Annotated in this window: 24 protein-coding genes; 16 read left to right on the top strand and 8 right to left on the bottom strand. The window is 70.2% G+C overall.

From position 1 onward, the window contains the following. Positions 1–105: 105 nt before the first annotated feature. Entirely contained in the window at positions 106–921 is an 816-nt protein-coding gene (locus JFB92_RS08265; RefSeq protein WP_233162678.1) for an ABC transporter ATP-binding protein, read from the top strand. A 57-nt stretch (positions 922–978) separates the two neighbouring features. Next, positions 979–2,367, top strand: coding sequence for an alpha/beta hydrolase (locus tag JFB92_RS08260; protein ID WP_199036890.1), 1,389 nt, complete (start codon positions 979–981; stop codon positions 2,365–2,367). Here JFB92_RS08260 and lipB read toward each other — a convergent pair. Next, positions 2,364–3,020, bottom strand: coding sequence for a lipoyl(octanoyl) transferase LipB (gene lipB / locus JFB92_RS08255; protein ID WP_199036888.1), 657 nt, complete (start codon positions 3,018–3,020; stop codon positions 2,364–2,366). The two genes, JFB92_RS08260 and lipB, sit on opposite strands and share 4 nt — an antisense overlap. A gap of 240 nt (positions 3,021–3,260) precedes the next feature. Between lipB and JFB92_RS08250 the strand changes: the two genes are divergently transcribed. The 4 genes from JFB92_RS08250 to JFB92_RS08235 all read left to right on the top strand — a co-directional run bounded on the left by JFB92_RS08250 (position 3,261) and on the right by JFB92_RS08235 (position 8,326). Continuing rightward, entirely contained in the window at positions 3,261–4,241 is a 981-nt protein-coding gene (locus JFB92_RS08250) for a TAXI family TRAP transporter solute-binding subunit (RefSeq protein WP_199036886.1), read from the top strand. A gap of 99 nt (positions 4,242–4,340) precedes the next feature. Next, positions 4,341–6,659 (top strand): TRAP transporter permease, encoded by a 2,319-nt coding sequence (locus tag JFB92_RS08245; protein ID WP_199036884.1) that lies wholly within the window; start codon positions 4,341–4,343, stop codon positions 6,657–6,659. 136 nt (positions 6,660–6,795) lie between these two features. Beyond that, entirely contained in the window at positions 6,796–7,779 is a 984-nt protein-coding gene (locus JFB92_RS08240; protein WP_199036882.1) for an ATP-binding protein, read from the top strand. Between the two features lie 136 nt (positions 7,780–7,915). After that, positions 7,916–8,326 carry an SCO5389 family protein gene (locus JFB92_RS08235; protein WP_199036880.1) on the top strand — a complete coding sequence of 137 codons (411 nt, stop codon included), beginning with the start codon at positions 7,916–7,918 and terminating at the stop codon, positions 8,324–8,326. 60 nt (positions 8,327–8,386) lie between these two features. Here JFB92_RS08235 and JFB92_RS08230 read toward each other — a convergent pair whose 3' ends face one another. From JFB92_RS08230 to JFB92_RS08220, 3 genes are all read right to left on the bottom strand, one after another. Continuing rightward, positions 8,387–9,094: a TetR/AcrR family transcriptional regulator gene (locus JFB92_RS08230; protein WP_199036878.1), complete on the bottom strand. Its 708-nt coding sequence runs from the start codon at positions 9,092–9,094 to the stop codon at positions 8,387–8,389. Between the two features lie 18 nt (positions 9,095–9,112). After that, positions 9,113–9,517 carry a hypothetical protein gene (locus tag JFB92_RS08225; protein WP_199036876.1) on the bottom strand — a complete coding sequence of 135 codons (405 nt, stop codon included), beginning with the start codon at positions 9,515–9,517 and terminating at the stop codon, positions 9,113–9,115. Positions 9,518–9,668: 151 nt separating this feature from the next. Continuing rightward, positions 9,669–9,848: a hypothetical protein gene (locus JFB92_RS08220; protein WP_199036874.1), complete on the bottom strand. Its 180-nt coding sequence runs from the start codon at positions 9,846–9,848 to the stop codon at positions 9,669–9,671. Positions 9,849–9,904: 56 nt separating this feature from the next. Between JFB92_RS08220 and hisF the strand changes: the two genes are divergently transcribed. From hisF to JFB92_RS08195, 5 genes are all read left to right on the top strand, one after another. Continuing rightward, complete coding sequence (gene hisF, locus JFB92_RS08215) at positions 9,905–10,666, top strand: imidazole glycerol phosphate synthase subunit HisF (protein WP_199036872.1); 762 nt, start codon at positions 9,905–9,907, stop codon at positions 10,664–10,666. 147 nt (positions 10,667–10,813) lie between these two features. Then, complete coding sequence (gene lanKC / locus JFB92_RS08210) at positions 10,814–13,405, top strand: class III lanthionine synthetase LanKC (RefSeq protein WP_199036870.1); 2,592 nt, start codon at positions 10,814–10,816, stop codon at positions 13,403–13,405. A 27-nt stretch (positions 13,406–13,432) separates the two neighbouring features. After that, positions 13,433–13,579: a SapB/AmfS family lanthipeptide gene (locus JFB92_RS08205; RefSeq protein WP_199036869.1), complete on the top strand. Its 147-nt coding sequence runs from the start codon at positions 13,433–13,435 to the stop codon at positions 13,577–13,579. 5 nt (positions 13,580–13,584) lie between these two features. Further along, positions 13,585–15,243: an ABC transporter ATP-binding protein gene (locus JFB92_RS08200; protein ID WP_199036867.1), complete on the top strand. Its 1,659-nt coding sequence runs from the start codon at positions 13,585–13,587 to the stop codon at positions 15,241–15,243. Next, complete coding sequence (locus JFB92_RS08195; protein ID WP_199036865.1) at positions 15,240–16,898, top strand: ATP-binding cassette domain-containing protein; 1,659 nt, start codon at positions 15,240–15,242, stop codon at positions 16,896–16,898. Before JFB92_RS08200 ends, JFB92_RS08195 begins: the two co-directional genes overlap by 4 nt. Here JFB92_RS08195 and JFB92_RS08190 read toward each other — a convergent pair. Continuing rightward, a complete protein-coding gene (locus JFB92_RS08190; protein ID WP_199036863.1) occupies positions 16,877–17,404 on the bottom strand; it encodes a response regulator transcription factor in 528 nt (175 codons plus the stop codon). The two genes, JFB92_RS08195 and JFB92_RS08190, sit on opposite strands and share 22 nt — an antisense overlap. A 374-nt stretch (positions 17,405–17,778) precedes the next feature. Here JFB92_RS08190 and JFB92_RS08185 point away from each other — a divergent pair, with 374 nt between their 5' ends. From JFB92_RS08185 to JFB92_RS08175, 3 genes are all read left to right on the top strand, one after another. Then, positions 17,779–19,581, top strand: a complete 1,803-nt coding sequence (locus tag JFB92_RS08185; protein WP_199036861.1) for an ABC transporter ATP-binding protein — start codon at positions 17,779–17,781, stop codon at positions 19,579–19,581. Beyond that, positions 19,578–21,362, top strand: coding sequence for an ABC transporter ATP-binding protein (locus tag JFB92_RS08180; RefSeq protein ID WP_199036859.1), 1,785 nt, complete (start codon positions 19,578–19,580; stop codon positions 21,360–21,362). The genes JFB92_RS08185 and JFB92_RS08180 overlap by 4 nt, the downstream gene beginning before the upstream one ends. Before the next feature lie 136 nt (positions 21,363–21,498). Next, positions 21,499–22,026 carry a DoxX family protein gene (locus JFB92_RS08175; protein ID WP_199036857.1) on the top strand — a complete coding sequence of 176 codons (528 nt, stop codon included), beginning with the start codon at positions 21,499–21,501 and terminating at the stop codon, positions 22,024–22,026. A gap of 142 nt (positions 22,027–22,168) precedes the next feature. Here the strand turns inward: JFB92_RS08175 and JFB92_RS08170 are convergent, their stop codons facing one another. Both JFB92_RS08170 and JFB92_RS08165 read right to left on the bottom strand, forming a co-directional pair. Then, on the bottom strand, positions 22,169–22,831 hold the full coding sequence (locus JFB92_RS08170) for a hypothetical protein (protein ID WP_199036855.1): 663 nt from the start codon (positions 22,829–22,831) through the stop codon (positions 22,169–22,171). A gap of 117 nt (positions 22,832–22,948) precedes the next feature. Continuing rightward, positions 22,949–23,884: an NADP-dependent oxidoreductase gene (locus tag JFB92_RS08165; RefSeq protein ID WP_199036853.1), complete on the bottom strand. Its 936-nt coding sequence runs from the start codon at positions 23,882–23,884 to the stop codon at positions 22,949–22,951. 103 nt (positions 23,885–23,987) lie between these two features. Here JFB92_RS08165 and JFB92_RS08160 point away from each other — a divergent pair, with 103 nt between their 5' ends. Further along, complete coding sequence (locus tag JFB92_RS08160) at positions 23,988–24,974, top strand: GlxA family transcriptional regulator (RefSeq protein WP_199036851.1); 987 nt, start codon at positions 23,988–23,990, stop codon at positions 24,972–24,974. Positions 24,975–25,237: 263 nt separating this feature from the next. Next, positions 25,238–26,053, top strand: coding sequence for an AfsR/SARP family transcriptional regulator (locus tag JFB92_RS08155; protein WP_199036849.1), 816 nt, complete (start codon positions 25,238–25,240; stop codon positions 26,051–26,053). Between the two features lie 65 nt (positions 26,054–26,118). Here the strand turns inward: JFB92_RS08155 and JFB92_RS08150 are convergent, their stop codons facing one another. Beyond that, a complete protein-coding gene (locus JFB92_RS08150) occupies positions 26,119–26,595 on the bottom strand; it encodes a hypothetical protein (RefSeq protein ID WP_199036847.1) in 477 nt (158 codons plus the stop codon). Positions 26,596–26,598 lie beyond the last annotated feature (3 nt).

The raw sequence follows: 26,598 nt of genomic DNA, 5'->3' as shown, positions 1-26,598 counted from the left end.
GACGGGTATTGCCCTTGGGACGCTGCTCGAAGCGGCAGCGTTGCATAATATACCGGGTATAGTGGCGCGGCACAGGACCGGCCGCCCGCGAGGTCGGCGGCGGTCCTGGCCCGTGGTTTCATTAGAGCCGTGGCACAGTCAGAGCGAGTACTCGACCTATCAGGCGTCACCGTGGTGCGCGGCGGCAACCGGCTTCTCGACAAGGTCGACTGGCAAGTCGACGCGGATCAGCGCTGGGTGGTCCTCGGCCCCAACGGCGCCGGGAAGACCACGCTGCTGAACCTCGCCGCCGCCCGGAACCATCCCACCTCAGGCACCGTCGAGGTGCTCGGCGAGCGGCTCGGCAAGGTCGACGTGTTCGAGCTGCGCCCGCGCATCGGACTGACCACCACCGCCGTCGCCGAGTCCCTGCCGGGCGGCGAGGCCGCCATCGACGTGGTCCGCACCGCCGCCTGGGGTCGGGTCGGCCGCTGGACCGAGGACTACGACGAGCTCGACAACGAGCGCGCCGAAGGGCTGCTGCGATGGCTCGGCATCGCGCAGCTGGCCGAGCGGCGCTTCGCCACCCTCTCCGAGGGCGAGCGCAAGCGCGTCCTCATCGCACGCGCCCTGATGACCGACCCCGAACTGCTCATGCTCGACGAGCCGGCGGCCGGGCTCGACCTGGGCGCGCGCGAGGCCCTGGTGGCGACCCTCGGGGGCCTCGCCGCCGACGAGGGCTCTCCCGCCTTGATCCTGGTCACGCACCACGTCGAGGAGATCCCGCCGGGCTTCACCCACGCGCTGGTGCTCTCGGCCGGCTCGGTGGTCGCCGCCGGGCCCCTCGACGAGGCTCTGACCTCGGAGACCTTGTCGAAAGCCTTCGGGCTCCCGCTCACGCTGAGCGCGAACGGGGGCCGTTACTCGGCGGTCGCCGCCTAAGCCATGGCGAGGGCGTTCGGCTCGCAACGAAAGCCTCCCTCGGATACGCTGTTGCGCGTGAATCGAGGGTGGTGGCGGAGGTTCAGTCTCGTCGGGGTCGTAATGCTGGCCCTGGTCTACGTGGCTGGCGTCACACAGCTCGGTGAAGCCGAGGCCGACTCCCTCCGCACTCCGCCCGCCGTCGAAGGCGACGTCGAGGACGAGTTCACCGGCCTCAAGTGGGCCCTGCTCGCCAGCGACCGCCTCGACGAGGCCCAGGAAGCGGCCGTCACCGACCCCGAATACGCCTCGGAGCTCGCCTCCGGCGCCCCCGACCCCCGGACCGGGGAGCTGTCGGCGGCGCTGGCGACCCTCTCCGAGGCCGCCGGAGAGTTCGACCCGGTCGAGGTCGGCGGCTTCTTCGACGATCTCGACGAGAGACTCGGCACCGACTCGGCCTCGTGGCTCGCCGTCATGTACCCCGCGGTGCTCGGCAGCCTGCCCGGGGCGCCGTTCGAGGCGCGGGAGGCGGCCAACCAGATCCTGCTGACCGCCGCCTCCTACGACACGACCCAGCCCGACAGCCCCGAACGGCCCTGGAACGCCGAGGTCGAGCGACCGCCCCGCGAAGAGGTGACCGAGCTCATCGGCTCGGGCCGCCAGTTCGTCTACATAGACCCCTACAACAACGCCGGCGACGGCTCCTGGATCGAGGTCGTCGGCGACCTGGAGACCGCCGAGACGGTCAGCGTGCTCGTCCCCGGAGGCTCGGCGGTCCTCACCAGCGACAACTTCGACATCTACTACCAGCGGGCCCAGAGCTTCGTCGACGCCGCCGACGGGGAGCTGGCCGTGGTGGTCTGGGCCGGGGCCTCCTGGCCCTCGGGCTGGATCGAGGAGTCCTGGGCGTCGTGGGCGGCCGTGGCCTCCGAGAGCCTGGCCTCGTTCACCTTCGACCTGCGCTCCCAGATCGGCCCCGACGTGCCGGTCACCCTCGTCGGGCACTCCTACGGCGGCGCCGTCATCGGCCTGGCCGAGACCCAGGACCTGGCCGTCGACCGCGTCCTGCACATCGCCTCGGCCGGAATGGGCAACGACGTCTACGATCCCGAGGACCTCGACGAGCCGTGCCGCCCCCGGTACTCCATCACCGCCCCCGGCGACCCGATCTCGTACATCCAGGGGATGCCGTACGTGCCGCTGCTGGGCCACGGCGCCGACCCGGACGACTTCCCGGGCGTGAAGAACCTCTACCCCGGCTACCTCCCCGACGCGCCCGACGCGGTCGACGACACCGGCACCCTCCTGATCGACCGGGGCATCTCGGGCAAGGAGGTCGAGGGCGTCCACTCCCACTCCGAGATCTTCTACCCCGAGTCGGACGCGTGGAACAACATCCTGGCGGTCCTGCTCGGTCAGGAGCCGGAGCTGGACGACGACCAGCCGGCCCCGATCGACGGTTGTTAGCCGGTCTCGAGCAGCATCGGCAGGTGCTTCTCGACCACCGGCATCACCTCGTCGACGGTGACCTCGCGGCCCAGCTCGCGCGACAGACTCGTGACGTCGGCGTCGGTGATCGCGCACGGCGCGATGCGCTCCCAGGCGCTCATGTCCGGATTGCAGTTGAGCGCGAAGCCGTGCATGGTCGTCGCCCACCGCACCCGCACGCCGATCGCGCAGATCTTCCGCTCGGGGCCGTTGTCGTCGGCCGGGAGCCACACCCCGGTGCGGTCGCGCAGCCGCCCGCGGGCCGAGGTCACCCCGAACTCGTGGCAGACCGCCGAGATCATGTCCTCCACGCGCCGCACGTAGGCGACCACGTCGACCTTCCCGCGCATCTTGACGATGGGGTATCCGACGATCTGGCCCGGTCCGTGCCAGGTGATCTGGCCGCCGCGGTCGACGGTGACGACCGGGGTGCCGTCCTGCGGCAGCGCCCAGGTCTCGGTGCGCTTGCCGGCGGTGTAGACGCTCGGGTGCTCCAGCAGCAGCACGGTGTCGCCGATCTCGTCGTCGATGCGGCGCTGCTGAAGCTCCTTCTGGTAGTCCCAGGCCTCCTGGTATTCGACCAGTCCTCGGCGTTCGACCGTGAGCGGACCGATCCGCGTTGTTGCGCTCATTCCTCAACGCTAGACCGCGTCCGGCAGGCGGACAACCGATGACGTGGAGCTCACTTTGTGACGCGGGAATGTCGGCCGGAAGGCGAAGATAACGGTTCGGCTACTATGTGGCGTCATGACGGACTGAGAGCGTGTTCGTGTCGACATGGCATCGTAGAGTGCTCTCATCCCTGTAACGGACTATGCCCCTGCCTCGCGTCCATGCGGCGCATAGAAACTTGCGATGAATGGAGTTGCGCAATGCTCAGGAGAACGATCCTTTCCGCACCGGTCGCCGGCGGTGCCCTCTTGGCCGCTTCCGCTTGCGGTGTCGGCTCTGACGCCGGTGACGACAACGGCGACGAAGGCGGCGAGCGCTCTGAGATGGTGCTCGGCACCGGCTCGGTCGGCGGCACCTACTACCCGCTGGGCGGGGGCATCGCCCAGATGTGGAGCGGCGCCATCGACGGTCTCCGGGTCTCGACCCAGGCGACCGGCGCGTCGGTCGAGAACATCAAGTTGCTGCAGGACGACGAGATCCAGCTGGCCATGTCGATCAACGGCACCGCCACGCAGGCGGTGAACGGCGAGGGCGACTTCGAGGGCGAGGAGATCGAGCTGGCTTTCCTGGGGAACATCTACCCCGAGGTCATGCAGATCGTCGCGACCGCCGACTCGGGCATCGAGACCGTTACCGACCTCGCGGGCATGCGGGTGGCGATCGGCCCGGACGGGTCCGGCACCCAGGGCCTGACCCAGACGATCCTCGACGCCGCCGGGGTCGAGCCGGGCGAGACGTTCGCCGACGGCTTCGGCGACGCGGCCTCGAAGCTGCGCGACGGCCAGATCGACGCCGCCTTCGGTGTCCTGGCGCTGCCGGCCGCTTCGCTGACCGAGGCCGCCCAGAACGCCGACCTGGTCCTGGTCTCGATTCCCGATGACGTCGTGGCCACGCTCCTCGACGCTGACGCGACCATGTCGTCCCTGCCGATTCCCGGCGGCACGTACCCGGGCATCGACCAGGACGCCACCACGGTCACCAACTGGGCCTCGCTGTACGCGCTGCCCTCGCTGAACGAGGACCAGGTCTACGAGCTGGTCAAGACCCTGTACGAGAACACCGGGGACGTCGACCACGCCGTCGCCGGCTCGATCTCGATCGACACCGCGACCGAAGGCGTCGTCGACGTCGAATACCACGCCGGAGCCGAGAAGTACTTCTCGGAGCAGGGCGTCCTGTAATCGAACCCGCGGCGGCGGGCCGGCACCCGCCGGTCCGCCGCCGCGGCCATCCTCTGGCGAACCCCCCCGAGCCCGCGTCCCCGAGAGGCACCACCGCACATGAGCGAGAAGCAGTCGTCCAGCCCGACGGCAGTCGCCTACGACCACGATCAGGCCGCCGCCGACATCAAGGCGATGTCCGAGGCCGAGCCGATCAGCACCGTGGTCGGCCCGGAGCGCACCGGACTGCACTGGGGCTGGAAGTGGCTCATCGCGGGCCTGGCGGTCGCGATGTCGGCCTTCCACCTCTGGACCGCCTGGAAGGGCATCCTCTCCACTCCACGGCAGCCCGTCGTGCACCTGGCCTTCGGCCTGGCGCTGATCTTCCTGGTCTACAACTCCAAGCGCAACCCCGAGAAGGAGAAGCGCAACGGCCTGATCTGGACCGGCCTGGGTATCGCCCTGCTCGGCTACTTCGCGGCGGTCGGCGTCTCCGATCCGGCGATTCTGCTGCCCGCCGTGCTGATCCTGGTGCTGGTCCAGGTGACCCGGTACATCAAGCTCGAGATCGGCGGCATGCCGCTGCCGGACGTCGTGCTCGCGGGCATGGCCGTGTGGGCGAACTGGTGGGTCTTCGCCAACGCCGGGGACTTCAACCAGTACGTCGGCGGATCCTGGCCGGCGGCGGGCATCGCGGCCGCCGCCATCGGCGTGCTCCTGGTCCTGGTCGCCTCGGCGCGCGCGGTCGGCATGGCGCTGACCGTGGTCTGCGTCGTGATGATCGCCTACATGCTCTACGGCTCCTACATGCCGGGCTTCCTGTGGTTCGGCGGCCTGAACCCCGACCGGATCCTCACCGACGCCTGGCTGGGCACCAAGGGCGTGTTCGGCATCCCGCTGAACACCTCGGCGACCTTCATCTTCCTGTTCATGATCTTCGCGGCCCTGCTGCAGCGCACCGGGATGGAGCGGTTCTTCACCAACCTGGCCCTCAGCATCGCCGGCGGCCGGGTCGGCGGCACCGCCAAGGTGGGCGTCATCACCTCGGTCTTCTCGGGGACCATCACCGGCTCCTCGGTGGCCAACACGGTCTCCAACGGCGCGTTCACCATCCCGATGATGAAGCGCTCGGGCTACAAGAAGGAGTTCGCCGGCGCCGTCGAGGCCGCCTCCTCGACCGGCGGGCAGATCATGCCGCCGATCATGGGCGCGGCGGCGTTCATCATGCTGGAGACGATCGGCAACGGCATCAGCTATATCGACATCATGCTGGCGGCGCTGATCCCGGCGATCCTGTTCTTCGGCTCGCAGTACATCGTGGTCCACTTCGTCTCCCGGCGCGAGGGCATCGTGGGCCTGCCCAAGGACCAGCTGCCCAAGCTCTTGCCGCTGCTGCTCAAGCAGGGGTACCTGCTGCTGCCGCTGGCGATCATCTTCGTGCTGCTGTCGATCGGCCTGACTCCGATGACGGCGGCCTTCCGCGCCGTCCTGGCGACGGTGGCCCTGAACGTGCTGGTGCAGCTGCTCATGCTGGCCTTCCGCGGGGTCTCGGGCTGGAAGTCCATGTCCGACAAGCTCACGCCCCGGACGCTCCTGGACGCCCTGGTCGACGGCGCGAAGATGGCGCTGCCGATCGTGGCGGCCACCGCCGCGGCCGGCATCATCTCCGGCGCGATCAACAACACCGGCCTGGGCCTGAAGATCGCCGACGGCCTGATCTCGCTGGGCACGAGCATCTCCTCGGTGCTGCCGTTCGACGGCGCCGAGCTGATGCTGGTCATGTTCTTCACCATGATCGCCTGCCTCATCCTCGGCATCGGCCTGCCGACTACCGCGAACTACGTGGTCATGTCGGTGGTCGCCGCCCCGGCGATCATCAACCTGATCGACGGCACCTACACCGGCATCGGCCTGCCCGCCGCTTCCGAAACCGGACAGACTGCCTGGCAGTACTACCTGATCGCGCACATGTTCGTGCTCTACTTCGGGGTGCTGGCCGACATCACTCCACCGGTGTGCCTGGCCGCGTTCGCCGCCTCCGGCATATCGGGAGGCAATCCGATCCTGACGGGCGTGCAGTCGGTCAGATTGGCGATATCGGGCTTCGTCGTGCCCTACGCCTTCGTGTTCTCTCCACAGCTGCTGCTGCTCGGCGACGACGTGACGAGTCTGGCGATCTCGATCGCGACGGCGATCGCGGCGGCGTTCCTGCTGGGCGCCTCGGTGGCCGGGCAGCTCCAGGCGCGGCTGTTCCTCTGGGAGCGGGTCGTGCTGTTCATCGCCGCGCTGTTCGCGCTGAGCCCGTCGGCGACGGCCAGCCTCGGCGGCATCGCCGCGGGTGCGGTGATCGTGCTGCTGCAGTACCTGCGCTACAGCCGCGGTGACGACTCGGGCGAGCCCGAGGTCGCGACCGCTGAGCCCGCGACCTCGGCCGACTAGCGAAGAATCGAGCCCTCGGCGGCCCCGTCCGGAATCCGGACGGGGCCGCTTTCTGTATGAGGGTCAATCACTTTCCGGTTCTGCTAACCTCACTTGAAATCAACAATCATTTTCAAGAAGCTTGAGGAGTTCCACAGTGAAACTCGCCTTCGTCGGCAAGGGCGGCTCGGGGAAGACCACGTTGGCCTCGCTGTTCGCCCGGCGCGCGGCCGCCCTCGGTCACCCGGTCATGGCCGTCGACGCCGACATCAACCAGCACCTCGCCGCCGCGCTCGGGCTCGACCCCGAGGCCGCCGCGATGGGGCCGGTGCTCGGCGAGCGCATGGCCGACATCAAGGACTACCTGCGCGGGGACAACCCGCTGATCCCGTCGGCCGAGCTCATGCTCAAGACCACGCCGCCCGGACCGGGCTCGCGGCTGCTGACCGTCGGCGAGACCAACCCGCTGTACGAGGAGGTCTTCACCGAGACCGAGGGCATCCGCTTCGCGGCCACCGGCGGCTTCGTGGACGACGACCTCGGCGTGGCCTGCTACCACTCCAAGGTCGGGGCGGTCGAGCTCATGCTCAACCACCTGATCGACACGCGCGACGAGTTCGTCGTCGTCGACATGGTCGCCGGGGCCGAGGCGTTCGCCTCGGGCATGTTCACCCGCTTCGACCACACGTTCCTGGTCTGCGAGCCGACCCTGCGCAGCGTCGGCGTCTACAAGCAGTACGCCGGCTACGCGGCCGACTACGACGTCAACATCGCCGTCATCGGCAACAAGATCGACGACGAGGACGACGTGGAGTTCCTGCGCGAGCACGTCGGCGACGCCCTGCTGGGCTGGTGCGGCCGCTCGCGCTACGTCAAGGCCGCCGAGCGCGGCAAGGTCGGCCCGGTCGAAGAGCTGGAGGCCGAGAACCTGGCCGTGCTCGACGCCGCCCGCGAGAGGGCGCGGGCGGCCGGCAAGGACTGGGCCAAGTTCACGCGGCAGGCCCACGAATTCCACCGCAAGGCCGCCGCGGCCTGGGGCAACGACCGGGCCGGGGTGGACCTGGCCGAGCAGATCGTGTCCGACTTCGTGCTCGGCGAGCACCTGCTGCACACGGAGACTGCATCAACCGGTTGCAGATGAGACTTGCCTGCGTCGACTTCCCGACAGCGGTCGGTCACCCTCTCGTGCACAATGGGTCATCCGATCGACGCGACGGCACTTCCCACCAACCGGCCCCGAAGGGGCCGAGCCAAACACAACGATCAAGGAGATCCGCATGTCCCTCGACGTCTCAGAGGACCTGCTCAACAAGGCCGAACGGGGCGAGGTCGGCGACGCCGACTTCATCGAATGCGTGAAGCAGTCGCTCCCGTTCGCCTGGGAGCTCATCAGCAAGGTCGTGGGCGACCTGAAGAACGGGGTGGCGGCCTCGACCGGCTCGGCGCGGTTCGCCGACAACACCACTCCGCCGCCGGACGAGCAGGCGCGCGGCCAGCTGCTGCGCGTCCTGGCTTCGGACTCCATGCGGGGCGCGCTGGAGCGCCACTTCGGTGTGAAGCTGGCCTTCCAGAACTGCCACCGCGTGGCGGCGTTCCCGCTCAGCGAGGTCGACTCGGACACCTACCGGGCCTTCATCTCCCCGCGCGGCCAACTGCTCAACCAGTCGCCTGAACTGCGCGACTGCTGAGCAGCCCCCAGGGAGACACCGGCGGGGGAGGGGCGAGGCAATGCGCCCGCCCTCGCCGGTCTATTTCGGGCGGCGGGTGATCAGGAAGTCCCGGATCAACTCCTCGCCCTGCTTGACCAGGGGACGCAGGATCTTCAGGCGAGACAGCGCCACCACCCGGGCCACCAGCGGCGCGGTGCGGCGGGCCAGCTCCCTCGACTTCTCCTGGTCCGGGGAGTCGTCGTAGACCCAGTACAGGACCACGACCATCTGGTGCAGCCACAGCATCTCCGGCAGGATGTCGGCCATGTCCCCCGGCACCTTGGTCTTCGAACCCTCCAGGACCTCCCGGTAGAGCGCGATGTCCCGCTCCCGGCTCTCGGCCGACTCCTCGGAGAACGGGCTGAGCGGACTGGAGGGGTCGGCCGCGTTCCGGAAGAACTGGCCGGCGAAGTCGTGGTACGGCCCGGCGATGTCCAGCCAGGCCAGCAGCGCGGCCTCTATCCGGTCGGCGAGCGTGGCCTGCCCTTCGAGCACCGCGGGCGCGAGCTCGGCGTGCCGCATGGTGGCCTGCTCGTAGAAGCCCTGGATCAGGTGCTCTTTGGACTTGAAGTAGTAGTAGGCGTTCCCGACCGAGACCCCAGCCTCGCCGGCGATCGCCCGCATCGTCGTCTTGTCGTATCCGCGCTCGGCGAACATGGACAGGGCCGTCTCGAGGATGCGCTGCCGCGTCCGCTCGCCCTTGGAAGCGGGCCGAGCGGACGCGTCGTCCGAAGCCGATGAGCTCACGGGCCGATCCTACTCGGCTCAGGCGCCGTTCGGCTCGGGCCGCTGCGGCGGCTCCATCATGGCCAGGGTCCGGGCGTCGACGTGGGCCCGCTTACGGAATCCGTTGAGGACCACGACGTTGATGACGTGGAGGATGCCGAGCACCAGCAGGACCGCGCCGATCTTGACCGCCACGGTCTCGAAGACGCCGCGGGCGTCGGGAACCGGATCGGCCGTGCGCAGCCACAGGGCCACGAAACCGAAGTTGAGCAGGTAGAAGCCGACCTGGAGCAGCCGATTGACCGCATGGGCGAGCTGCTCGTCTCCGGCGAAGACGTCCTTGATGAAGTGGTATCCGTTGGTGCCGAGGGTGCGGGCCACCCAGACGGTCAAGGGGATGGCGACGAGAAGGTAGGCGATGTATCCGACGACTGCCATGTCCATGGCGAATCTCCGTTCCGGTCGGGGGCGATTCCGAGTTGAACATGTTCAATTTATGGTCGACGCTACACTGAATTATTGAACGTGTTCAACTCGGTGGCGGTATTGTCGCGCACGGCACAGTCGTGCGGCCGCTTCGAGGCTCTGCTCGGTATCAGGCGCTCTCGTGGAAGGGGCCGTCATCCTTGGGTGTGCACTTCGCGAGGGCGGCGGCGTATGCCGCTTGTTCGAGCGCGCGGCCGGCGAGTGCGGCGGGCGTCGTTCCCTCGCGCTCGGCGGCTTCCTTGAGCCGCCGATGGGCGGTATCCGAGATCTGGACGGTGATGCTCCGCATTACGGCGATCCGAATTCGGCTTCGCTGCGAAACGCCTGGCCCGGTAGGCTTGCGGCGTGAGTGTTGCGGTGCGTGTCATTCCCTGCCTGGACGTCGATGCCGGGCGTGTGGTCAAGGGCGTCAATTTCGAGAATCTCCGCGACGCCGGGGACCCGGTCGAGCTGGCCGCCGCCTATGACGCGGCCGGGGCCGACGAGTTGACCTTCCTCGACGTCACCGCCTCCTCCGGCGGGCGCGAGACCATGTACGACGTCGTGGCCCGCACCGCCGAGCAGGTCTTCATCCCCCTGACCGTCGGCGGCGGCGTCCGCACCCCCGACGACGTCGACCGGCTCCTGCGCGCCGGGGCCGACAAGGTCGGGGTCAACACCGCCGCCATCGCCCGGCCCGAGGTCATCTCCGAGATCGCCGAGCGCTTCGGCAACCAGGTCCTGGTCCTGTCCGCCGACGTCGCCTCCGGGGCTGAGACCGAGTCCGGCTGGGAGGTCACCACCCACGGCGGACGCAAGCGCACCGGCATCGACGCCGTCGCCTGGTGCGCCCGCGCCGCCGAGCTCGGCGCCGGAGAGATCCTGCTCAACTCCATCGACGCCGACGGCACCAAGGCCGGTTTCGACCTGCCGCTCATCGCCGCCGTCCGCGCCGAGGTCGACATCCCCGTCATCGCCTCCGGCGGCGCCGGCAAGGCCGCCGACTTCCCGCCCGCGGTCGACGCCGGGGCCGACGCGGTCCTGGCCGCCTCCATCTTCCACTTCGGCGAGGTCGCGATCGGCGAGGTCAAACGCGAACTGGCCACCACCGGCCACCCCGTGCGCTGACTCGCAGCCCGACCTGGGCCACCGTGCGCCGCTCACGGCCGACCCCGTGAGAAATTCACTGTCACTTGGTGACGAACTGGGCTATCCGTGATCTTTCGTCGTCAGACAGGATGAGATCCACTGATTCCGGCGAAAGGGCGAGCACGAATGGTCGATCGCTACGAGACCTACAGCATGGCCGACCCGACCTTCTACGACGCCATGCACTCCGAGACCTCGGCGGGGGCCTCGTTCGCGATCGCCGATCGGCCCCTCCCCGAGGGCTGGGAATGCGCCGAGCAGGACGACTGGCTGACCGTCCGTTCGGACGAGCCGCTCCCGGCCCAGGGCTGGAAGATCCACGCCTCGGCCGCACCCGACAGCGCCGAACGCGTCCTCGAAGCGGTGTGGGACTACTGCGTCGAGCGCGGCATCCAGTTCAAGTTCCTGCGCTCGCCAGCCGCCCTGACCGCGCGGCTGTCCAAATACGCCCCCCGCGGCTCCAGCGGCAAGCTCGTCACCGTGTACCCGCCCGACCAGGACGCCTGCCGGCGCATCCTCGAAGAGCTCGGCGACGAACTGAAGGGCACCGCGAACCCCTACATCCTCAGCGACCTGCGCTGGGGCGACGGGCCCCTGCACGTGCGCTACGGCGCCTTCTCCAACCGCTACACCGTCGACGACTCCGGCACCGTCGTCCCGGCCATGGAGGGCCCGGACGGCGCCCTGGTGCCCGACCGGCGCGAGCCGGTCTTCCGCGTCCCCGACTGGATCTCCCTGCCCGACTTCCTCGCCCCGCACCTGGCCGCCCGCAACGCCGTCACCGTCGCGGACCTGCCCTACGACATCGAACGGGTCCTGCACTTCTCCAACGGCGGCGGCATCTACCTCGCCCGCGACGAACGCACCGGCGAGGCGGTGGTCCTCAAGGAGGGCCGCCCCCACGCCGGTCTCGACTTCTGGGGCAAGGACGCGGTCGAGCGCGTCGAGCACGAGTACGAGATTCTGAACCGCCTCGACGGCATACCCGGCGTGCCCCGCGCGCACGAACTGTTCTGGCTCGGCGAGCACCGGTTCCTGGCGATGGAGTACATCGACGGCCAGGTCCTGAGCAAAGCCGTCGTCACCGGCTACCCCCTGATCGACTCGACCGCGACCGGGGACGACTACCGGCGCTTCACCGACTGGGCCATGGACGTCCATCGCCAAGTCGAACGGACCCTCCGGGCCGTCCACGACCGCGGCATCGCCTACGGCGACCTGCACCTGTTCAACGTGATCGAACGGACCGAGGGCGGGCTGTGCCTGCTCGACTTCGAAGTCGCCGACGAGGCCGACGCGACCAGGCACGCCGGGCTCGGCAACCAGGGGTTCGCGGCGCCCCGCTCGATGACCGGCGCCGACGCCGACCGCTACTCCCTAGCCTGCCTCAAGCTCGCCCTGTTCCTTCCGATGACGAACCTGATCGGCCTCCACCGCCTCAAGGCCCGGCACTTCGCCGCGATCATCGAGGAGCACTTCCCGGTCCCGGCCGGCTACCTCGACGACGCGGTCGAACTCATCGCCCCCTCCAGCGTCCCCGCCGAACCCTTCCCGGCCACCGAACCCGAACCCGACGACTGGCCCCGGCTGCGCGGGAGCATCGCCCGCGCCATCGTCGCCAGCGCCACCCCCGACCGGGACGACCGGCTCTTCCCCGGCGACATCCAGCAGTTCGCCACCGGCGGACTCGGCCTCGCCTACGGGGCGGCCGGAGTCCTGTACGCGCTCGAGGCCACCGGCGCCGGACGTTGGGAGCGTTTCGAGCAGTGGCTGCTCGACCGCGCGCTCGCCCCCGCCCCCGGCACCAGGATGGGCCTGTACGACGGCCTGCACGGCGCGGCCTTCACCCTCGACCGCCTCGGCCACCGGCAGGAGGCGCTCGACATCGTCGACGTGTTCCTGGCCGAGGACTGGGAGCGGCTCGGCACCGACCTGGCCGGGGGCCTGTCCGGGGCCGGATTGAACCTGCTGCACCTCGCGGGCGCGGCGACCGACGACGAACCCGAGCTGCACGCCGCCGGGCTGCGCTGCGCCGAGCTGGTCGCCGAGCGCCTGTCCTCTGAGACCGTCGGCGAGGTCTCCGGCGGGCGCGAACCCTTCGCCGGACTGATGCGCGGGGGATCGGGCCGGGCGCTGCTGCTGATGCGCGCGGCCGACGAGACCGGCGACGCCTCCTTCCTCGACGCGGCCGAACGCGCTATCGAGGCCGACCTGCGCCGCTGCGTGGTCCGCGAGAACGGCTCGATGGAGGTCAACGAGGGCTGGCGCACCATGCCCTACCTGGAGACCGGAAGCGTCGGCATCGGCGTCGCCATAGAGGAGTTCCTGCGCCGCCGCGACCACGGCCCGTTCGCCGACGCCGCCGACCGCATCGCCGCGGCGGCGGCCTCCCCTATGTACATCGTCCCCGGAGTGTTCACCGGCCGAGCCGGCATTCTCCTGTACCTGGCGGGCCGCACCCCGGCTCCGCTGCAAGACCCCGTTGTCCGCCACCAGATCCGCGGCCTGTCCTGGCATGCCCTGCCGTACGGGGACGGCATGGCCTTCCCCGGCACGGGCCTGCTGCGGCTGTCGATGGACCTGGCGACCGGCGGAGCCGGCATCCTGCTCGCGCTCGGATCGGTGCTCCACACCGACCCGGCCGGGCTGCCGCTGCTGCCGGACCCGCGCATGGCGGCTCAACGGGTGCCGACGCCGAGCGCGTCGGCAACCCGGTAATCCCGAAGAACGAGAAAGGAGACACTCATGGCACTTCTGGACCTCCAGGGCATGGAGAGCAAGGACGAGATGTCCACCGCCGGCAGCAGCGCCAGCGGCCACAGCTGCCCGAGCAACCTGAGCGCCGCACTGTGCGACGGCTCCAGCGGCCTGAGCCTGCTGCTCTGCCACTGATAGCGATGAACGGGTCCGGGCGAGGGCTGTCCTTCGGGGACGCCGTCGCCCGGACCCGCCGCTGGCTGCCGCTCATCTGCCTGGCCTCGGTCTGCGGCGCTCTGGCCGGGTTGGCTCTGCCGCTGGTCCTGGCCGACGCCGTCGACTCCGCCGTCGCCGGGGACGCCGTGGGCGGGCCGCTGGCTCTGGCGGCCGGACTGATCGCGGTCAGCGTGGTCTGCGAACTGGCCGAGACCTTCGCCGAAGCCGCGGCCACGGCCGGAGCCACCGCCCGGCTGCGCGGCGACCTGGTGCGGCGGGCCCTGGCCATCGGCGGGGCCCGGTCGCGCCGATTCGAGACCGGCGACCTGGTCGCCCGCGTCTCCGCCGGCGCCGCCGACGCGGCCTCGGCCGGACCCGCCGCGGTCGGCGCGGCCACGGCCCTGCTGCCCTCCCTCGGCAGCCTCGCGATGCTGGCCTACCTCGACTGGACCCTGGCCGCGGCATTCCTCGCCGGGCTTGCGCTCGTCGCGCTGGTGCTGCGGCTGCTCACCGCACGCACGACCGCGGCCATCGCCGCCTACCAGCGAATACAAGGCCGTATCGCCGCCCGCCTGTCCGAGGCCCTGACCGGCCGGCGCACCATCGCCGCCGCCGGGACCGTCGAGGACGAGCGGCGTCGCGTGCTGGCCGACCTGCCGGTCCTGCGCGGCCACGGTGCCGAGACCTGGAAGGTGCTCGCTTCGGCCGGCGCCCAGGCAGCGCTCGTGGGACCGCTGACCACGGTCGGCGTCCTCATCGCCGCCGGCGTCGCCGTGTCCACCGGTCGGCTCAGCCCCGGTGAAATGCTCGCCTCGGCCCAGTACGCGATGGCAGGCGCCGGCATCGGGGCCCTGACCGGTGTGTTCGCCGCGCTCGCTCGGGCCCGCGCGGGCGTTCGTCGTCTCAGCGAGGTCGCCGAGGCGCCCGCCCTCGAATACGGCGACGCCGACCTGCCCCCCGGGACCGGCCGTCTGGAGTTCCGCGGCGTGTCCGCGTACGAGGACGACGAACCGCTCCTCGAAGCCGTCGACCTGGTCGTCCCGGGCGGTACCGTGGTCGCGGTCGTCGGCGCCTCCGGGGCGGGAAAGTCGGTCCTGGCCGAACTGGCGGCCCGACTGCGAGACCCGGACACCGGAGAAGTGCTCCTTGACGGCACGCCCCTGCACCGCCTCGGCCACCGGGCCCTGCGGGCGGCCGTCGGATGGGCCCCGGAACGGCCTGTCCTGGTCGGCGCGACCGTGGGCGAGGCCATCGGATCCTACGGGTCCGTTCGTGAGACCGCCCGCGCGGCCGACGCCGACGCCTTCATATCCCGGCTGCCCAGCGGCTACGACACGCCGTTGGAGGACACGCCCATGTCCGGGGGCGAGGCCCAGCGGGTCGGCCTGGCCCGCGCCTGGCACGCCGAACGGCTGCTGGTCCTCGACGACGCCACCTCCAGCCTCGACGTCATCACCGAGCGGCGCGTCATCGACGCCCTCACCGCCGGCGAGCCCACCCGTACCCGCCTGCTGGTCACCCACCGCCCCGGCACCGCCGCCCGCGCCGACCTGGTGGTGTGGCTCGACGCCGGTCGAGTCAGAGCGATCGCGCCGCATCGGCGGCTGTGGGACGACCCCGACTACCGGGAGGCATTCGGATGAAGCGCGAGATCCGCTACGGCCTGTCGGGGCTGCGGCCCCGGCCGCTGGCGGCCCTGGCCGCCTGGTCGGTCCCGCAGGCGCTGCCCGCCTCGATCTCCGGACTGGTCCTGGCCAGGGCGGTCGACGACGGGTTCCTCGCCGGGCGACCGTGGACCGGAGTCGCCTGGCTGGCCGGACTGCTCCTGGCCGCCGGGATCGGCGCGATCGGCACCCGCATGGTCTACGCGACCGTCGGCGGCCTGGTCGAACCGTTCCGCGACCGGCTCGCCGACCGCGTGGTCTCCGGGTCGCTGCGCGCGGCCGTCACCGGCACCGACCGGGGGAGCGGCGCGGTGGCGCTGCTGACCCGCCAACTGGAGATCGTGCGGGACTCCTATGCGGGCCTCATCGTCGCCGTCCGCGGTTTCGCGGTCACCGCCGTCGGCGTCACCGCCGGGCTTCTCTCACTGGCGCCGCTCCTGGCCGCGGTCGTTCTGCCGCCGTTCGCGCTCGGTCTCGCGCTGTTCGCGGCGACCCTCGGCATCGCGGCCGCCCGCCACCGGCGCGCGGTACACGCCGACGAACGGCTGGCCGACCGGGTCGGATCGGTCCTGGCCGGAGCCGCCGACCTGAGCGCGTGCGGCGCCGAGGCCCAAGGCCGGTCCCTGACCGCCGGGCCGATCAGGGACCAGGCCCGAGCCGAGCGGTCGCTGGCCTGGGTGGCCGCGCTGCGGTCGCTGTGCTTCGTCGTCGGCGGCTGGCTGCCGCTCATCGCCGTCCTGGCGGCGGCCCCGTGGCTGATCGACCGCGGCCTCACCGCCGGGACGATCACCGGCGCGCTGCTCTATGTCCTCTACGGGCTCCAGCCCGCCCTGAACAGCCTCATCTCGGGGGTCGGCAGCAGCGGCCTGCGGTTCGTGGTCACCCTCGGGCGGATCCTCGACGCGTCAGGGGCCCCCGAGCCGCCGCGCGCCGCGGGGGCGGCCCCCGTCGAACCGCTCGACTTGGAGGCTCGCGGCCTCACCTTCGCCTACGGCCCCTACTCCGAACCGATCGTGGAGGACCTCGATCTGCGGATCCCGGCCGGCGACCACCTGGCCGTCGCCGGTCCCAGCGGCATCGGCAAGTCCACGCTCGCGAGCCTGCTGTGCGGCCTGCTCCGCCCCGACGCGGGCACGGTCACCGCCGGCGGGCGCGAACTGACGTCGATGCCGCCGGCCGACCAGGCCCGCCACCGCGTGCTCATTCCGCAGGAGGCCTACGTCTTCGCCGGAACCGTCCGCGACAACCTCGCCTACCTCGACCCCGAGGCCGGGCCCGGCCGGATCGCCGCGGCCGTCGACGCCATCGGCGCCGGCGCCCTGGTCGAACGCCTCGGCGGCCTGGCGGGGGCGGTCGAACCGTCACGGCTGTCGGCCGGTGAACGACAGCGGCTCGCGCTGGTCCGCGCCTACCTCTCACCGGCCCCGATCTGCGTACTCGACGAGGCCACCTGCCATCTCGATCCCGCCGCCGAGCGGACCGCCGAAGCGGCGTTCGCCCGGCGCGGTGGAACGCTCATCGTCATCGCACACCGCCTCGGCTCGACCGAGCGGGCGCGCCGGGTCCTCACCCTCGACGGGCGAGGCGCGGTCCTGCGCGAACAGGAGCCCGCTCAGATCCAGCCCTCGTCCTGAGCGATACGGACCGCGTCGACCCGGGTCCGGGCCCCGACCTTGGCGATCGAGTTCGACAGGTAGTTGCGGACGGTCCCCACCCTCAGGCAGAGCCGGTCGGCGATCTCCCGGGTCGAAGCACCGGTCAGCACCAGGCCCAGCACTTCGCGCTCCCGAACTGTCAGCGGATTGTCCTTGGCCTTCAACGTGGACAGCGCCACGTCGGGTCCGATCACCGCGCCGCCGTCGGCCAGCCGCCGAATGGCCTCGGTGAACCGGTCGCAGCTCTCGTCGGTGCTGACGAAGCCGACTTTCGGGGCCAGCCGCGTCAACTCCGGCCGAACCCTCGGAGCTTCCGCGCACATCATCACCAGCATGCTCGCGTCGGGCAGCGCCCGGCGCAGCACCGAGTATTCGGTTTCGATCCCGCCCGATTCCCGGCAGCCGTCGACGACGACGTCGGGCAGGAGCCGTCGCACGGCCGGAGCGAGGTCCGCGCCGGACTCGATCCTCTCGGCCAGAAGCATGTCCGGCTCCGATGAGATCACGCGCTCGAGCGCGGTCCCGAGCAGCGAAGGGGGTTGTCGGAGTAGCACCCGTATCATGGGTCACCTGTTTGTCACTCGGGGAATTGATTCGAGCAGTGCGTGAGGGGGTGCTCGCTGTTGGTTCCAATATAGTTTGTGCGGGATAGGGACATAGGTCCCGAATAGGTGGTGTCGGGTTTACGACAATCGTTTGTGCGAGATGTACGGCCGAGTGGCGAGCGGCCCTCGGCGATCCGGTCGGGGCGGCGGCAAAGCGGTTGGCAACTGTCGCAGCCGCGAGGCATGATTGCAGGCGGCCGCTTGCCTGCCGCACGGCAAGCGGATCCGCCCGCCACCCGACCTCCGGAGTCCCCATGACAGACGCTGCCGCCGAGGCGAACATCCTCCGTTCGGGGCTGCGCAACATCGGCGACATGATCAGGATCGAGCCGAAGCGCTTCACGATCGCGGTCACCGGCGCCATGGTCAACACCGCCATGCAGCTCTCGGTGTCCTTCATAGTCGGCTGGGTCGTCGCCCGCGTCGCCGTCCCCGCCTACGAGAACGGCGAGGTCGCGATCGGCTCGGTCGCCCTCGGCGTCGGCGCGCTCCTCGGCCTGTCGGTCGTGCGCTTCTCCAGCATGTGCGCCCGCCGCATCGGCTCGGGCACACAAATGTTCCAGGTGCAGGCTCACTGGCGGCGCAAGGTCACCCGCCGCTACATCGCCCTGCCCGTCTCCTGGCACCAGAAGCACCCCACCGGCACGCTCCTGTCGAACGCCAACGCCGACGTGGAGGCCGCCACCAGGCCCCTGGCGCCGCTGCCGTTCGCCTGCGGAACGATCTTCATGATCATCGTCTCCATGGCCGTGTTCTTCTTCATCGACTGGGCCATCGCCCTGGTCGCCGTGGCCATGTTCCCGAGCCTGCTGGTCCTCAACGCCGTCTTCGCCACCCGCATGGCCCCCCGCGCCAAGCGCGCCCAGGAGCTGCGCGCCGAAGCCTCCGCGGTCGCCCACGAATCCTTCGACGGCGCGCTGGTCGTCAAGGCCATGGGCCGCGAGCGCCACGAGACCGAGCGCTTCACCGAGACCGCCGGAAGGCTGCGCGACGCCATGATCGGTGTCGGCCGCCTCCGCGCCGGCTTCGAACCGCTCATCCAAGGACTGCCCGACCTGGGAGTCCTGGTGGCCCTCCTGGTCGGCCTCTCCCGCTACCAGGCCGGCTCGCTCAGCCTCGAACAGCTGGTCACGGTCTCATTCATGTTCTCCATCCTGTCGTTCCCGATCCGGGCCATCGGCTGGGTCCTGGGCGACCTGCCCACCTCCGTGGTCGGCCGCAAACGCGTCGACAACGTCCTGGCCGCGACCGGAGACATGGCCTACGGCGAGACCGACACCCGCCGCGACGGCCCGGCCGCCCTCGAATTCGACTCGGTCGCCTACACCTACCCCGACGGCGGCCAAGCCATCGGCGACGTCTCCTTCACCGTCGAGCCCGGACGCACCGTCGCGCTCGTCGGCGCCACCGGATCGGGCAAGTCCACCCTCGCCCACCTGGCCGCCCGCCTCACCGACCCCAGCGCCGGAGCCGTCCGCCTCGACGGCGTCGACCTGCGCGAACTCACCCATGCCAGGCTCGCCGCCGACATCGCCCTGGTCCAGCAGATCCCGTTCGTCTTCGACGACACCGTCCGCGCCAACCTGGCCCTCGACCGCGACGGCGTCGACGACGCCCGCCTGTGGGAGGCCCTGGCCGCGGCCGGAGCCGACAAGTTCGTCGGCGACCTCGACGGGGGCCTCGACACCGAGGTCGGCGAGCGCGGCACCACCCTCTCGGGAGGCCAGCGCCAGCGGCTCACCCTCGCGCGCGCCCTGGCAGGACACCCGCGCCTGCTGATCCTCGACGACGCCACCAGCGCCGTCGACCCCAAGGTGGAGTCGAAGATCCTCGCCGGGCTCAAGGACAGCGCCGACGCCGCCAGCGTCCTGGTCGTCGCCTACCGGCGCGCCACCATCGCCCTGGCCGACGAGGTCGTCTTCCTCGACGGCGGTCGCATCACCGCCCGCGGCACCCACGCCGAGCTGCTGGAGCGCCACCGGCCCTACGCCGACCTGGTCACCGCCTACGAGCAGGCCGAGGCCGAACGCGAATTCGACGAGGAGACCGCGTCGTGAACGACCAGACCACCGACCGGAAAGAACCGGGCCCGTTCGAGACCCTCGCCCGCGGCCTCAGGCTCTCCCCCGAACTGCGGCGCGGACTCGCGTTCACCATCGTGTTGGCCGCAGTCACCTCCGTGGGACGCCTGGTCGTGCCCATCGCCGCCCAACAGGCGCTCGACAACGGCCTGTTCGCCGACGACGGCCCCGACGTGTCCTACGTCTTCGCCGTCACCGTCGTCGGCGCCGCCGTCCTGGTCGTCACCACCACCGCAAACTACTGGATGAACCGGCGCCTGTTCGTGGTCACTGAGACCGCGCTGGCGAACCTGCGGCGGCGCACCTTCCGCCACATCCACGACCTGTCGATGCTGCACCAGCAGTCCGAGCGGCGCGGCGCCCTGACCGCCCGCGTCACCACCGACGTCGACACCGTCAGCCAGTTCCTCCAGCAGGGCGGCATGCAGCTGGTGACCTCCAGCGCCCAGATCCTGGTGGCCACGGTGGTCATGTTCGTCTACTCCTGGCAGCTCGCGCTCGCGGTGTGGATCGTGTTCGTGCCTGTCACCTGGCTGATCAAGTGGCTCCAGACCCATCTGGCCAACGCCTACACCAACGTGCGCAAATCGGTCGCGCGCATGCTCTCGGCCGTCTCGGAGTCCGTGGTCGGGGCCGGGGTCATCCGCGCCTACGGCGTCGGCGGCCGCACCTCCCGCCGCCTCGACGAGTCCATCGAGGACCACCGCCGGGACCAGGCCAAGGCCATCCGCCGCTCGGCGTTCTCCTTCGGCGCCGGCGAGATCGTCAACTTCGGCGTCTACTCGGTCGTGATCGTCCTGGGCGCCTTCCTGGTCGCCGACGGCTCCATGTCGGTCGGCCAGCTCACGGCGTTCCTGTTCCTGGTGGTGCTGTTCGTCATGCCGGTGGTGACGGCCACCGAGATGCTCAACGAGGCCCAGAACGCCGTCTCGGGCTGGCGGCGCGTGCTCGACGTGCTCGACACCGAACCGGACGTGGCCGACCCCGAGGACGGCGTAGACCTGCCCGAGGGCCCACTGGGGGCCCGCTTCGAAGACGTCCGCTTCGCCTACCCGGGCGGCGAGGAGGTCCTCCACGGCATCGACGTCGAGATCCGCCCCCACTCCAAAGTCGCCGTGGTAGGAGAGACCGGCTCGGGCAAGACCACCTTCGCCAAGCTCCTGACCCGCCTGATGGACCCGACCTCGGGCCGCGTCACGCTCTCCGGGACGCCGCTCACCGAGGTCAAGTTCTCCTCGCTGCGGCGGCGCGTGGCGATGGTTCCGCAGGAGGGTTTCCTGTTCAACGGCACCCTCGCCCACAACGTCCGCTTCGCGCGGCCCGAGGCCGACGAGGCCGAGATCTACGTGGCCTTCTCCGAGCTGGGCCTGACCGACTGGGTCGACTCGCTCCCGCACGGGCTCGACACCGAACTGGGCGAGGGCGGCGCGAACCTCAGCGTCGGCGAACGCCAGCTCGTCTCCCTGGTCCGCGCCTACATCGCCGACCCCGACCTGCTGGTCCTCGACGAGGCCACCAGCGCCGTCGACCCGGCCACCGAACTGCGGCTCTCGGCCGCGCTGGACGCGGTCACGAGGGGCCGCACCACCGTCATCATCGCCCACCGGCTCTCGACGGCCGAGACCTCCGACGAGGTCCTGGTCTTCGACTCAGGCAACCTGGTCCAGCACGGCAACCACGCCGACCTGGCCGCCGAGGGGGGCTCGGTCTACGCCGGCCTCCACGGCTCCTGGATCGAGCAGACCCGCTCGAGCTGACCCGGTCTCGGCCGTCTGTGGCCGAGCGCCGTGGCACGGCGTGTGAACGAGGGTTGGGTCACTGACCTGAACTTTCCATTGACAAGATTGCCGGTCCGGCGGTAACTTGACGATGTCTAGATTTGGAGGTGGGTTCATGGAGCCCCTGATCGGATTCGCCGCGACCACACTGGTGCTCCGACTGCTCGGCCGCGTCAGGTTCGCCCGGTTCAACGCCTGGCGTCCCTCAATGCGCGGCGGCCTGAGCGTGATGTTCGCGATGACCGGAGTCGTGCATTTCGTGCCGGGCTATCGGGAGAGCATGGTGGCCATGGTGCCACCGGTCCTGCCGTGGCCGGAGGCGCTGGTGGCGGCGACCGGCGTACTGGAATTGGCCGGCGCCGTCGGACTGTGGGTCGGGCCGTTCCGCCGCGCCGCGGCGGTGTGCCTGGCGCTGCTGATGCTCGCGATGTTCCCCGCCAACATCTACGCGACCCTCAACGGCATCGAGTTCAACGGGGACTCGCCCGAGCCGCTGTGGATCCGGACGCTCATCGAGGTCGTGTGGATCGGCGCGGCGATCGCGGTGGCGACGGAGCCCGCGCGGCCCACCGAACCAGCTCACGACCGCGATGTGGACGAGGAGGACGAGAGCGCCCGAAAGGAGGCCGAACCGATCGGCTGAGACTCCCTGTCGGACCCCAGTGGCATCCTTGAGCCAAGGGGTCCCCAGGGACTACCTACGTGGGCGTGCCCGGACTTCGAAACACGCCCGGCCAACGAGGCGACCCCGTTGATCAGGGTTTGACGCGCCGAGCGCCGCCGTGTCAGTCGGAGTAGTTCTCGATCGTGCTGAGCGAGAAGACGATATCGGTGAGCTCCTCCCGTGAGAGCTCCCCTTTATCGCTGCGCAGCACCAAGGTCGGGAAGTCGGCGTCGACCGGCTCGGTGAGCAGCACGATCGCGACCGGTTCGTCCCAGAAGTTGCTGGAGTTGGTGTACTCGGCGTATTCCTGGACGAAGATCTCGGCGGGACCGGCCCCGGTCGCCATGTCGGTCACGTCGACCGGGTCCGGCACGTCCTCCAGCGTCCGGTAGGCGCCGTGCCAGCCGTTTTGGATCTGCTGCGAGGCGTCGACCTCGCAGTCGGCCGCGAACGCCTCGACGGTCAGGCCGCCGCCGAATTCGTACCGGACGGTGCGGCAGTCGAGCTCGGGGTGCTGAATGGGGCCCACGTCCACGTGGTTGATGGCGACGTCGCCCGGGACGGTCAGTTCCACCGCCAGATGCTCGGTGTCGATGGACACGGTGTGTTCGGAGGAGTCGGACGAGGAATCGGCGATGGAGGAGGAATCCTCGTCGAGCCACCCGAGCATCCACGCCGCCGCGAGCACCAGGACGAGCGTGCCGCAGAGGCCGATCACGACACCGATGAGGAGTCCGCGCCGGGTCGAGGGCGGTGTCGGACGCGGTCCCGCGGTCTTGTCCATGTCCACGGCCCTCCTCGCTCATTGTCGCTGTGGTGATGCCGATGCCGGTGGACATTGTATGCGCGGAGCACCACAGCCCGACCTCCATGGCTCGTGGCCCGAGCGGGCCCGCTCGAGTCAGTCGACGGTCAGGACGATCTTGCCCGTCGTCCGCCCCGACGCCAGCGCCTCGTGGGCCTTCCCCGCCTCGGCGAGGGGGAAGGTCTGCGACACCGTGGGCGCGATCTGCCCGGCCTCGACCATGGCGCTCAGGGCCGCCAGTCCGGCCAGGTCGGGCTCGACGAGCATGAATCCGGCCGAGAGCCGCCGCTCCTCGGCCTCGGGGAGCTCGCCGGGAATGACCGACATCAGGAAGCCGCCGTCCTTGAGGACCGAGGCCGAGCGGGCGGCGTACTCCCCGCCGATCGGGTCGACCACGATGTCGAGGTCGCTCAGCGACTCGGTGAAGTCCTCGGTCCGGTAGTCGACGGCCCGGTCGACGCCGATCGAGTCCAAGTAGTCGTGCTTGGCGGCACTGGCGGTGCCGATGACGAACGCGCCTTTGGCCTTCGCGATCTGGACCGCTAGATGCCCGACACCGCCCGCGGCCGCGTGGACCAGGACCCGCTGTCCGCCGCGGACCCGCGCGATGTCGACCAGCGCCTGGTGCGCGGTCAGCCCGGCCAGCGGCAGCGCCGCGGCCTCGACGTGGCCGAGTCCGGCGGGCTTGCGGTGGAAGTGCCGGGCCGGTGCGGTCACGAACTCGGCGTAGCCGCCCGCGAGGTGCGGGAACCGGGGCATGCCGTAGACCTCGTCGCCCGGTTCGAGGATCCGGACGCCGGGACCGACCGCCTCGACCGTCCCCGAGACGTCCCAGCCGACGGTGAACGGCGGCTCGCTGCCGCGCAGGCCGCCGGACTCGCGGGTCTTGAAGTCGACGGGGTTGGTGCCCGCGGCGCGGACCCGGACCATGACCTCGGTGGGGCCGGGCTCGGGGCGCGGTACCTCGGCGAGCTCGAGGACCTCCGGGCCTCCGAGCCTGTGCTGGATCACGGCGCGCATCGTAGCTGCCATCGGGTCTCCCTTTCTGCGGTCTGCGGGTGAACGGCTTCCAGTCTTCGGGGTTCCGCCGGTCCCGCCCAGTGGCCTGAAGGTCATGATGTGAAAGAATCGGGCCATGACGCTATCCCGCAAGATCGCTGTTCTGGCTCTGGAAGACGTCATCGCGTTCGAACTCGGCGTCCCGCACCGGGTCTTCGCCGCGGCGGGCCGTGACGATTCGACCCCGCGCTACGAGGTCCGGGTGTGCTCGCTCGACGGCGGCCCGGTCCGGTCGGCGAGCGGCTTCTCGATCCAGGTCGACCACGGTCCTGAACTGCTCGAAGAGGTCGACACCGTGATCGTGCCGACCACCGAGCGGCCCGGCTCGGGGTGCGAGGTCCCGCGGGCTCCCGAGGGCCTGCGCGATGCCTTCGCGCGGATCGGCGAGCGGACGCGGATCGTGTCGTTCTGCACCGCGGCGTTCCTGCTGGCCGAACTCGGCCTGCTGGAGGGACAGACGGCGACGACCCACTGGGTGATGACCGACGAGCTCCAACGGCGCTTCCCGGATTTGAAGGTCGATCCGGACGTGCTGTTCGTCGACGAGGGCAGGATCCTGACCTCGGCCGGAGCCGGCGCGGCGGTGGATCTGTGCCTGCACATGGTGCGGCTCGACTGGGGGAGCGAGGTCGCCAACGCGGCCGCGCGCCGATGCGTGCTGCCGCCGTGGCGGGAGGGCGGCCAGGCCCAGTTCATCGACCGGCCGGTCCCCGGGGACGACCGGGCCGGGACCGCCGAAGCCAGAGCCTGGGCACTGGAGCACTTGGACCGTCCGCTGTCGATCGACGAGCTGTCCCGCCGCGCGAGAATGAGCAGGAGGACCTTCACGAGGAGGTTCCGCGAGGAGACGGGAATGAGCCCGGCGCGCTGGCTGGCGCAGCAGCGAGTGGAGCACGCCAAACGGCTGCTGGAATCCAGCGACCTCTCGGTCGACCAGATCGCCGGGAAGACCGGCTTCGGCACCGCCGTCTCCCTGCGCCAGCACCTGAGGGCGACCCTGGGCGTCTCCCCATCGGTGTACCGCAAGACATTCCGACAGAACCGGGTAACCACACCGTCGTAGCGAGGTGGTCGAGCGTGCCTCAGTTCCACGCACCAATGACCCGGGTCTCCATAGAACGATGCCTCCGGTGGCGAGTACCGCCAGTGCGCCGAGCAGGCGGGGAGGATCCGTGCATAACTCGTGCTTGATCTGTGCGCTGGGGCTCTAGATTCAGGCAGGTCGCAATAGAATCCGAACGATGTTCGAGCATGATCCCCGAATGCCCCTCGAACCGAGCCTGCTGACCTCATCTTTGAAGGCCCATCATCGATGAAGGAGACCCCTTGCCTGAGTCTCTTGTCCGTCCGTTTCTCGTCCAGCTCCTGCCGCCCGTGAGCCTCATGGGTCGCGATGGTGCCGAGACGCTGCGGCCCGCTCGGGCGAGGGCGCTCCTGGCGGTGCTCGCACTCCAGCCGAGCCACGTGGTCACGCAGACCAAGCTCGCGCACGTCCTCTGGGACGAGCCTCCGGTGACCGCGCGTGCCAATGTCCGCACCCTCGTCGCGCGGGTCCGGTCTGCGACTCAGTCGGCCAGTTTGGGGAACGAGGTGCGGGTGGTAACGCATCGTGCGGCCTGGGGCGGTGAGGGCGGCTACAGCCTGGAGATCGATCCGTCCCATGTGGATCTTCTGGCATTGGAGCACCGGCTGAGGACAGTGCGGGGGCGAGTCTCCGAGGATCCTGTGGTGGCTCTCGCCGGCTGCCGGGACCTGCTGGCGCTCGACTTGGAGGGCTTCGGCGTGGACTTCCCCGCGACGAACTGGTTCACGGGAGTCAAGACCTCCCTCGCGAACACGCGGCGGTCCCTGCGGCGGCTCTCGGTCGCGCTGCACATCGTCATCGGGTCCTACCAGGAAGCTCATTCGGAGGCTCGGGCCGGCACCGGCGAGGACCCGCAGCTCGCCGAGCTCGCGGTCGCTGCAAGCTTCCTCGCGGGCGACCGGCTCAGCTCGCTCGACGGGATCCAGCGACTGCTGCACCGCCACCGGGACTACGGCGTGGGTCTCCCCTCGACGGTTCAGCGCCTCCAGACGGCGATCCTCGAAGGGGACGCGCCCGGAACCGCCGCGGTGGTCCGAGAAGTGCTCACGCGACTGTAATCGCAGGTGCCGAAGCACCGTTGTGCGACATCGTCCGATGATGCGTTTCACGAGCACCCGAACGGTCAGGATCGACTCGACCGCGACGTCGTTCCCCTGTCGATCCGCTGGCGGATCGAACTCCGCGCAAGTCGCGGGCGGCCCGCTGAAGTCCACGCGATCCGGCGGTGGAAGCAGCCGACATAGGACAGCGCCGCTCCAATCATGACCGACATGGTCGAGAACCGCTCCACGCCGCCGAGCGCGGACCATCTCCAGGCAAGATCGGCGACCGCGCCGAGAACAAGTGCGACGCAGAGAGCCCAGGCGAGCCGCAGCAGGCGCGTGTCCCTTGGACGGGTCTGCTGCACCATTCGGCGGGATTCGGCGCCGAAGTGGATCGAGACGACCACCAGTGGCGCGACGAACGCCGCCGCCATCGGCGCCGTCACGGCATCGTGCCCGACTGTGGCCGGCATCCTCAACGTCAACCAGACGGTCAGCGCGGCTCCGGCGGCGTTCGCGCTCTCGTGGCGGAGCCGATCCATCACTTGCAGCGGCATGTC

Origin of the sequence: Glycomyces salinus, from assembly GCF_016428645.1 — a bacterium.
GTDB classification, from domain to species: Bacteria; Actinomycetota; Actinomycetes; order Mycobacteriales; family Micromonosporaceae; genus Glycomyces; species Glycomyces salinus.
This window is presented reverse-complemented; position numbering and strand designations above follow the sequence as displayed.

What these genes read in the sequence shown, in the direction of transcription:
- lipB (WP_199036888.1), bottom strand. Translation starts at nt 3,020, where the DNA reads ATGAGCGCAACAACGCGGATCGGTCCGCTCACGGTCGAACGCCGAGGA.
- JFB92_RS08250 (WP_199036886.1), top strand. Translation starts at nt 3,261, where the DNA reads ATGCTCAGGAGAACGATCCTTTCCGCACCGGTCGCCGGCGGTGCCCTC.
- JFB92_RS08245 (WP_199036884.1), top strand. Translation starts at nt 4,341, where the DNA reads ATGAGCGAGAAGCAGTCGTCCAGCCCGACGGCAGTCGCCTACGACCAC.
- JFB92_RS08235 (WP_199036880.1), top strand. Translation starts at nt 7,916, where the DNA reads ATGTCCCTCGACGTCTCAGAGGACCTGCTCAACAAGGCCGAACGGGGC.
- JFB92_RS08225 (WP_199036876.1), bottom strand. Translation starts at nt 9,517, where the DNA reads ATGGACATGGCAGTCGTCGGATACATCGCCTACCTTCTCGTCGCCATC.
- JFB92_RS08220 (WP_199036874.1), bottom strand. Translation starts at nt 9,848, where the DNA reads ATGCGGAGCATCACCGTCCAGATCTCGGATACCGCCCATCGGCGGCTC.
- lanKC (WP_199036870.1), top strand. Translation starts at nt 10,814, where the DNA reads ATGGTCGATCGCTACGAGACCTACAGCATGGCCGACCCGACCTTCTAC.
- JFB92_RS08205 (WP_199036869.1), top strand. Translation starts at nt 13,433, where the DNA reads ATGGCACTTCTGGACCTCCAGGGCATGGAGAGCAAGGACGAGATGTCC.
- JFB92_RS08200 (WP_199036867.1), top strand. Translation starts at nt 13,585, where the DNA reads ATGAACGGGTCCGGGCGAGGGCTGTCCTTCGGGGACGCCGTCGCCCGG.
- JFB92_RS08195 (WP_199036865.1), top strand. Translation starts at nt 15,240, where the DNA reads ATGAAGCGCGAGATCCGCTACGGCCTGTCGGGGCTGCGGCCCCGGCCG.
- JFB92_RS08190 (WP_199036863.1), bottom strand. Translation starts at nt 17,404, where the DNA reads ATGCTTCTGGCCGAGAGGATCGAGTCCGGCGCGGACCTCGCTCCGGCC.
- JFB92_RS08185 (WP_199036861.1), top strand. Translation starts at nt 17,779, where the DNA reads ATGACAGACGCTGCCGCCGAGGCGAACATCCTCCGTTCGGGGCTGCGC.
- JFB92_RS08175 (WP_199036857.1), top strand. Translation starts at nt 21,499, where the DNA reads ATGGAGCCCCTGATCGGATTCGCCGCGACCACACTGGTGCTCCGACTG.
- JFB92_RS08170 (WP_199036855.1), bottom strand. Translation starts at nt 22,831, where the DNA reads ATGGACAAGACCGCGGGACCGCGTCCGACACCGCCCTCGACCCGGCGC.
- JFB92_RS08165 (WP_199036853.1), bottom strand. Translation starts at nt 23,884, where the DNA reads ATGGCAGCTACGATGCGCGCCGTGATCCAGCACAGGCTCGGAGGCCCG.
- JFB92_RS08160 (WP_199036851.1), top strand. Translation starts at nt 23,988, where the DNA reads ATGACGCTATCCCGCAAGATCGCTGTTCTGGCTCTGGAAGACGTCATC.
- JFB92_RS08150 (WP_199036847.1), bottom strand. Translation starts at nt 26,595, where the DNA reads ATGCCGCTGCAAGTGATGGATCGGCTCCGCCACGAGAGCGCGAACGCC.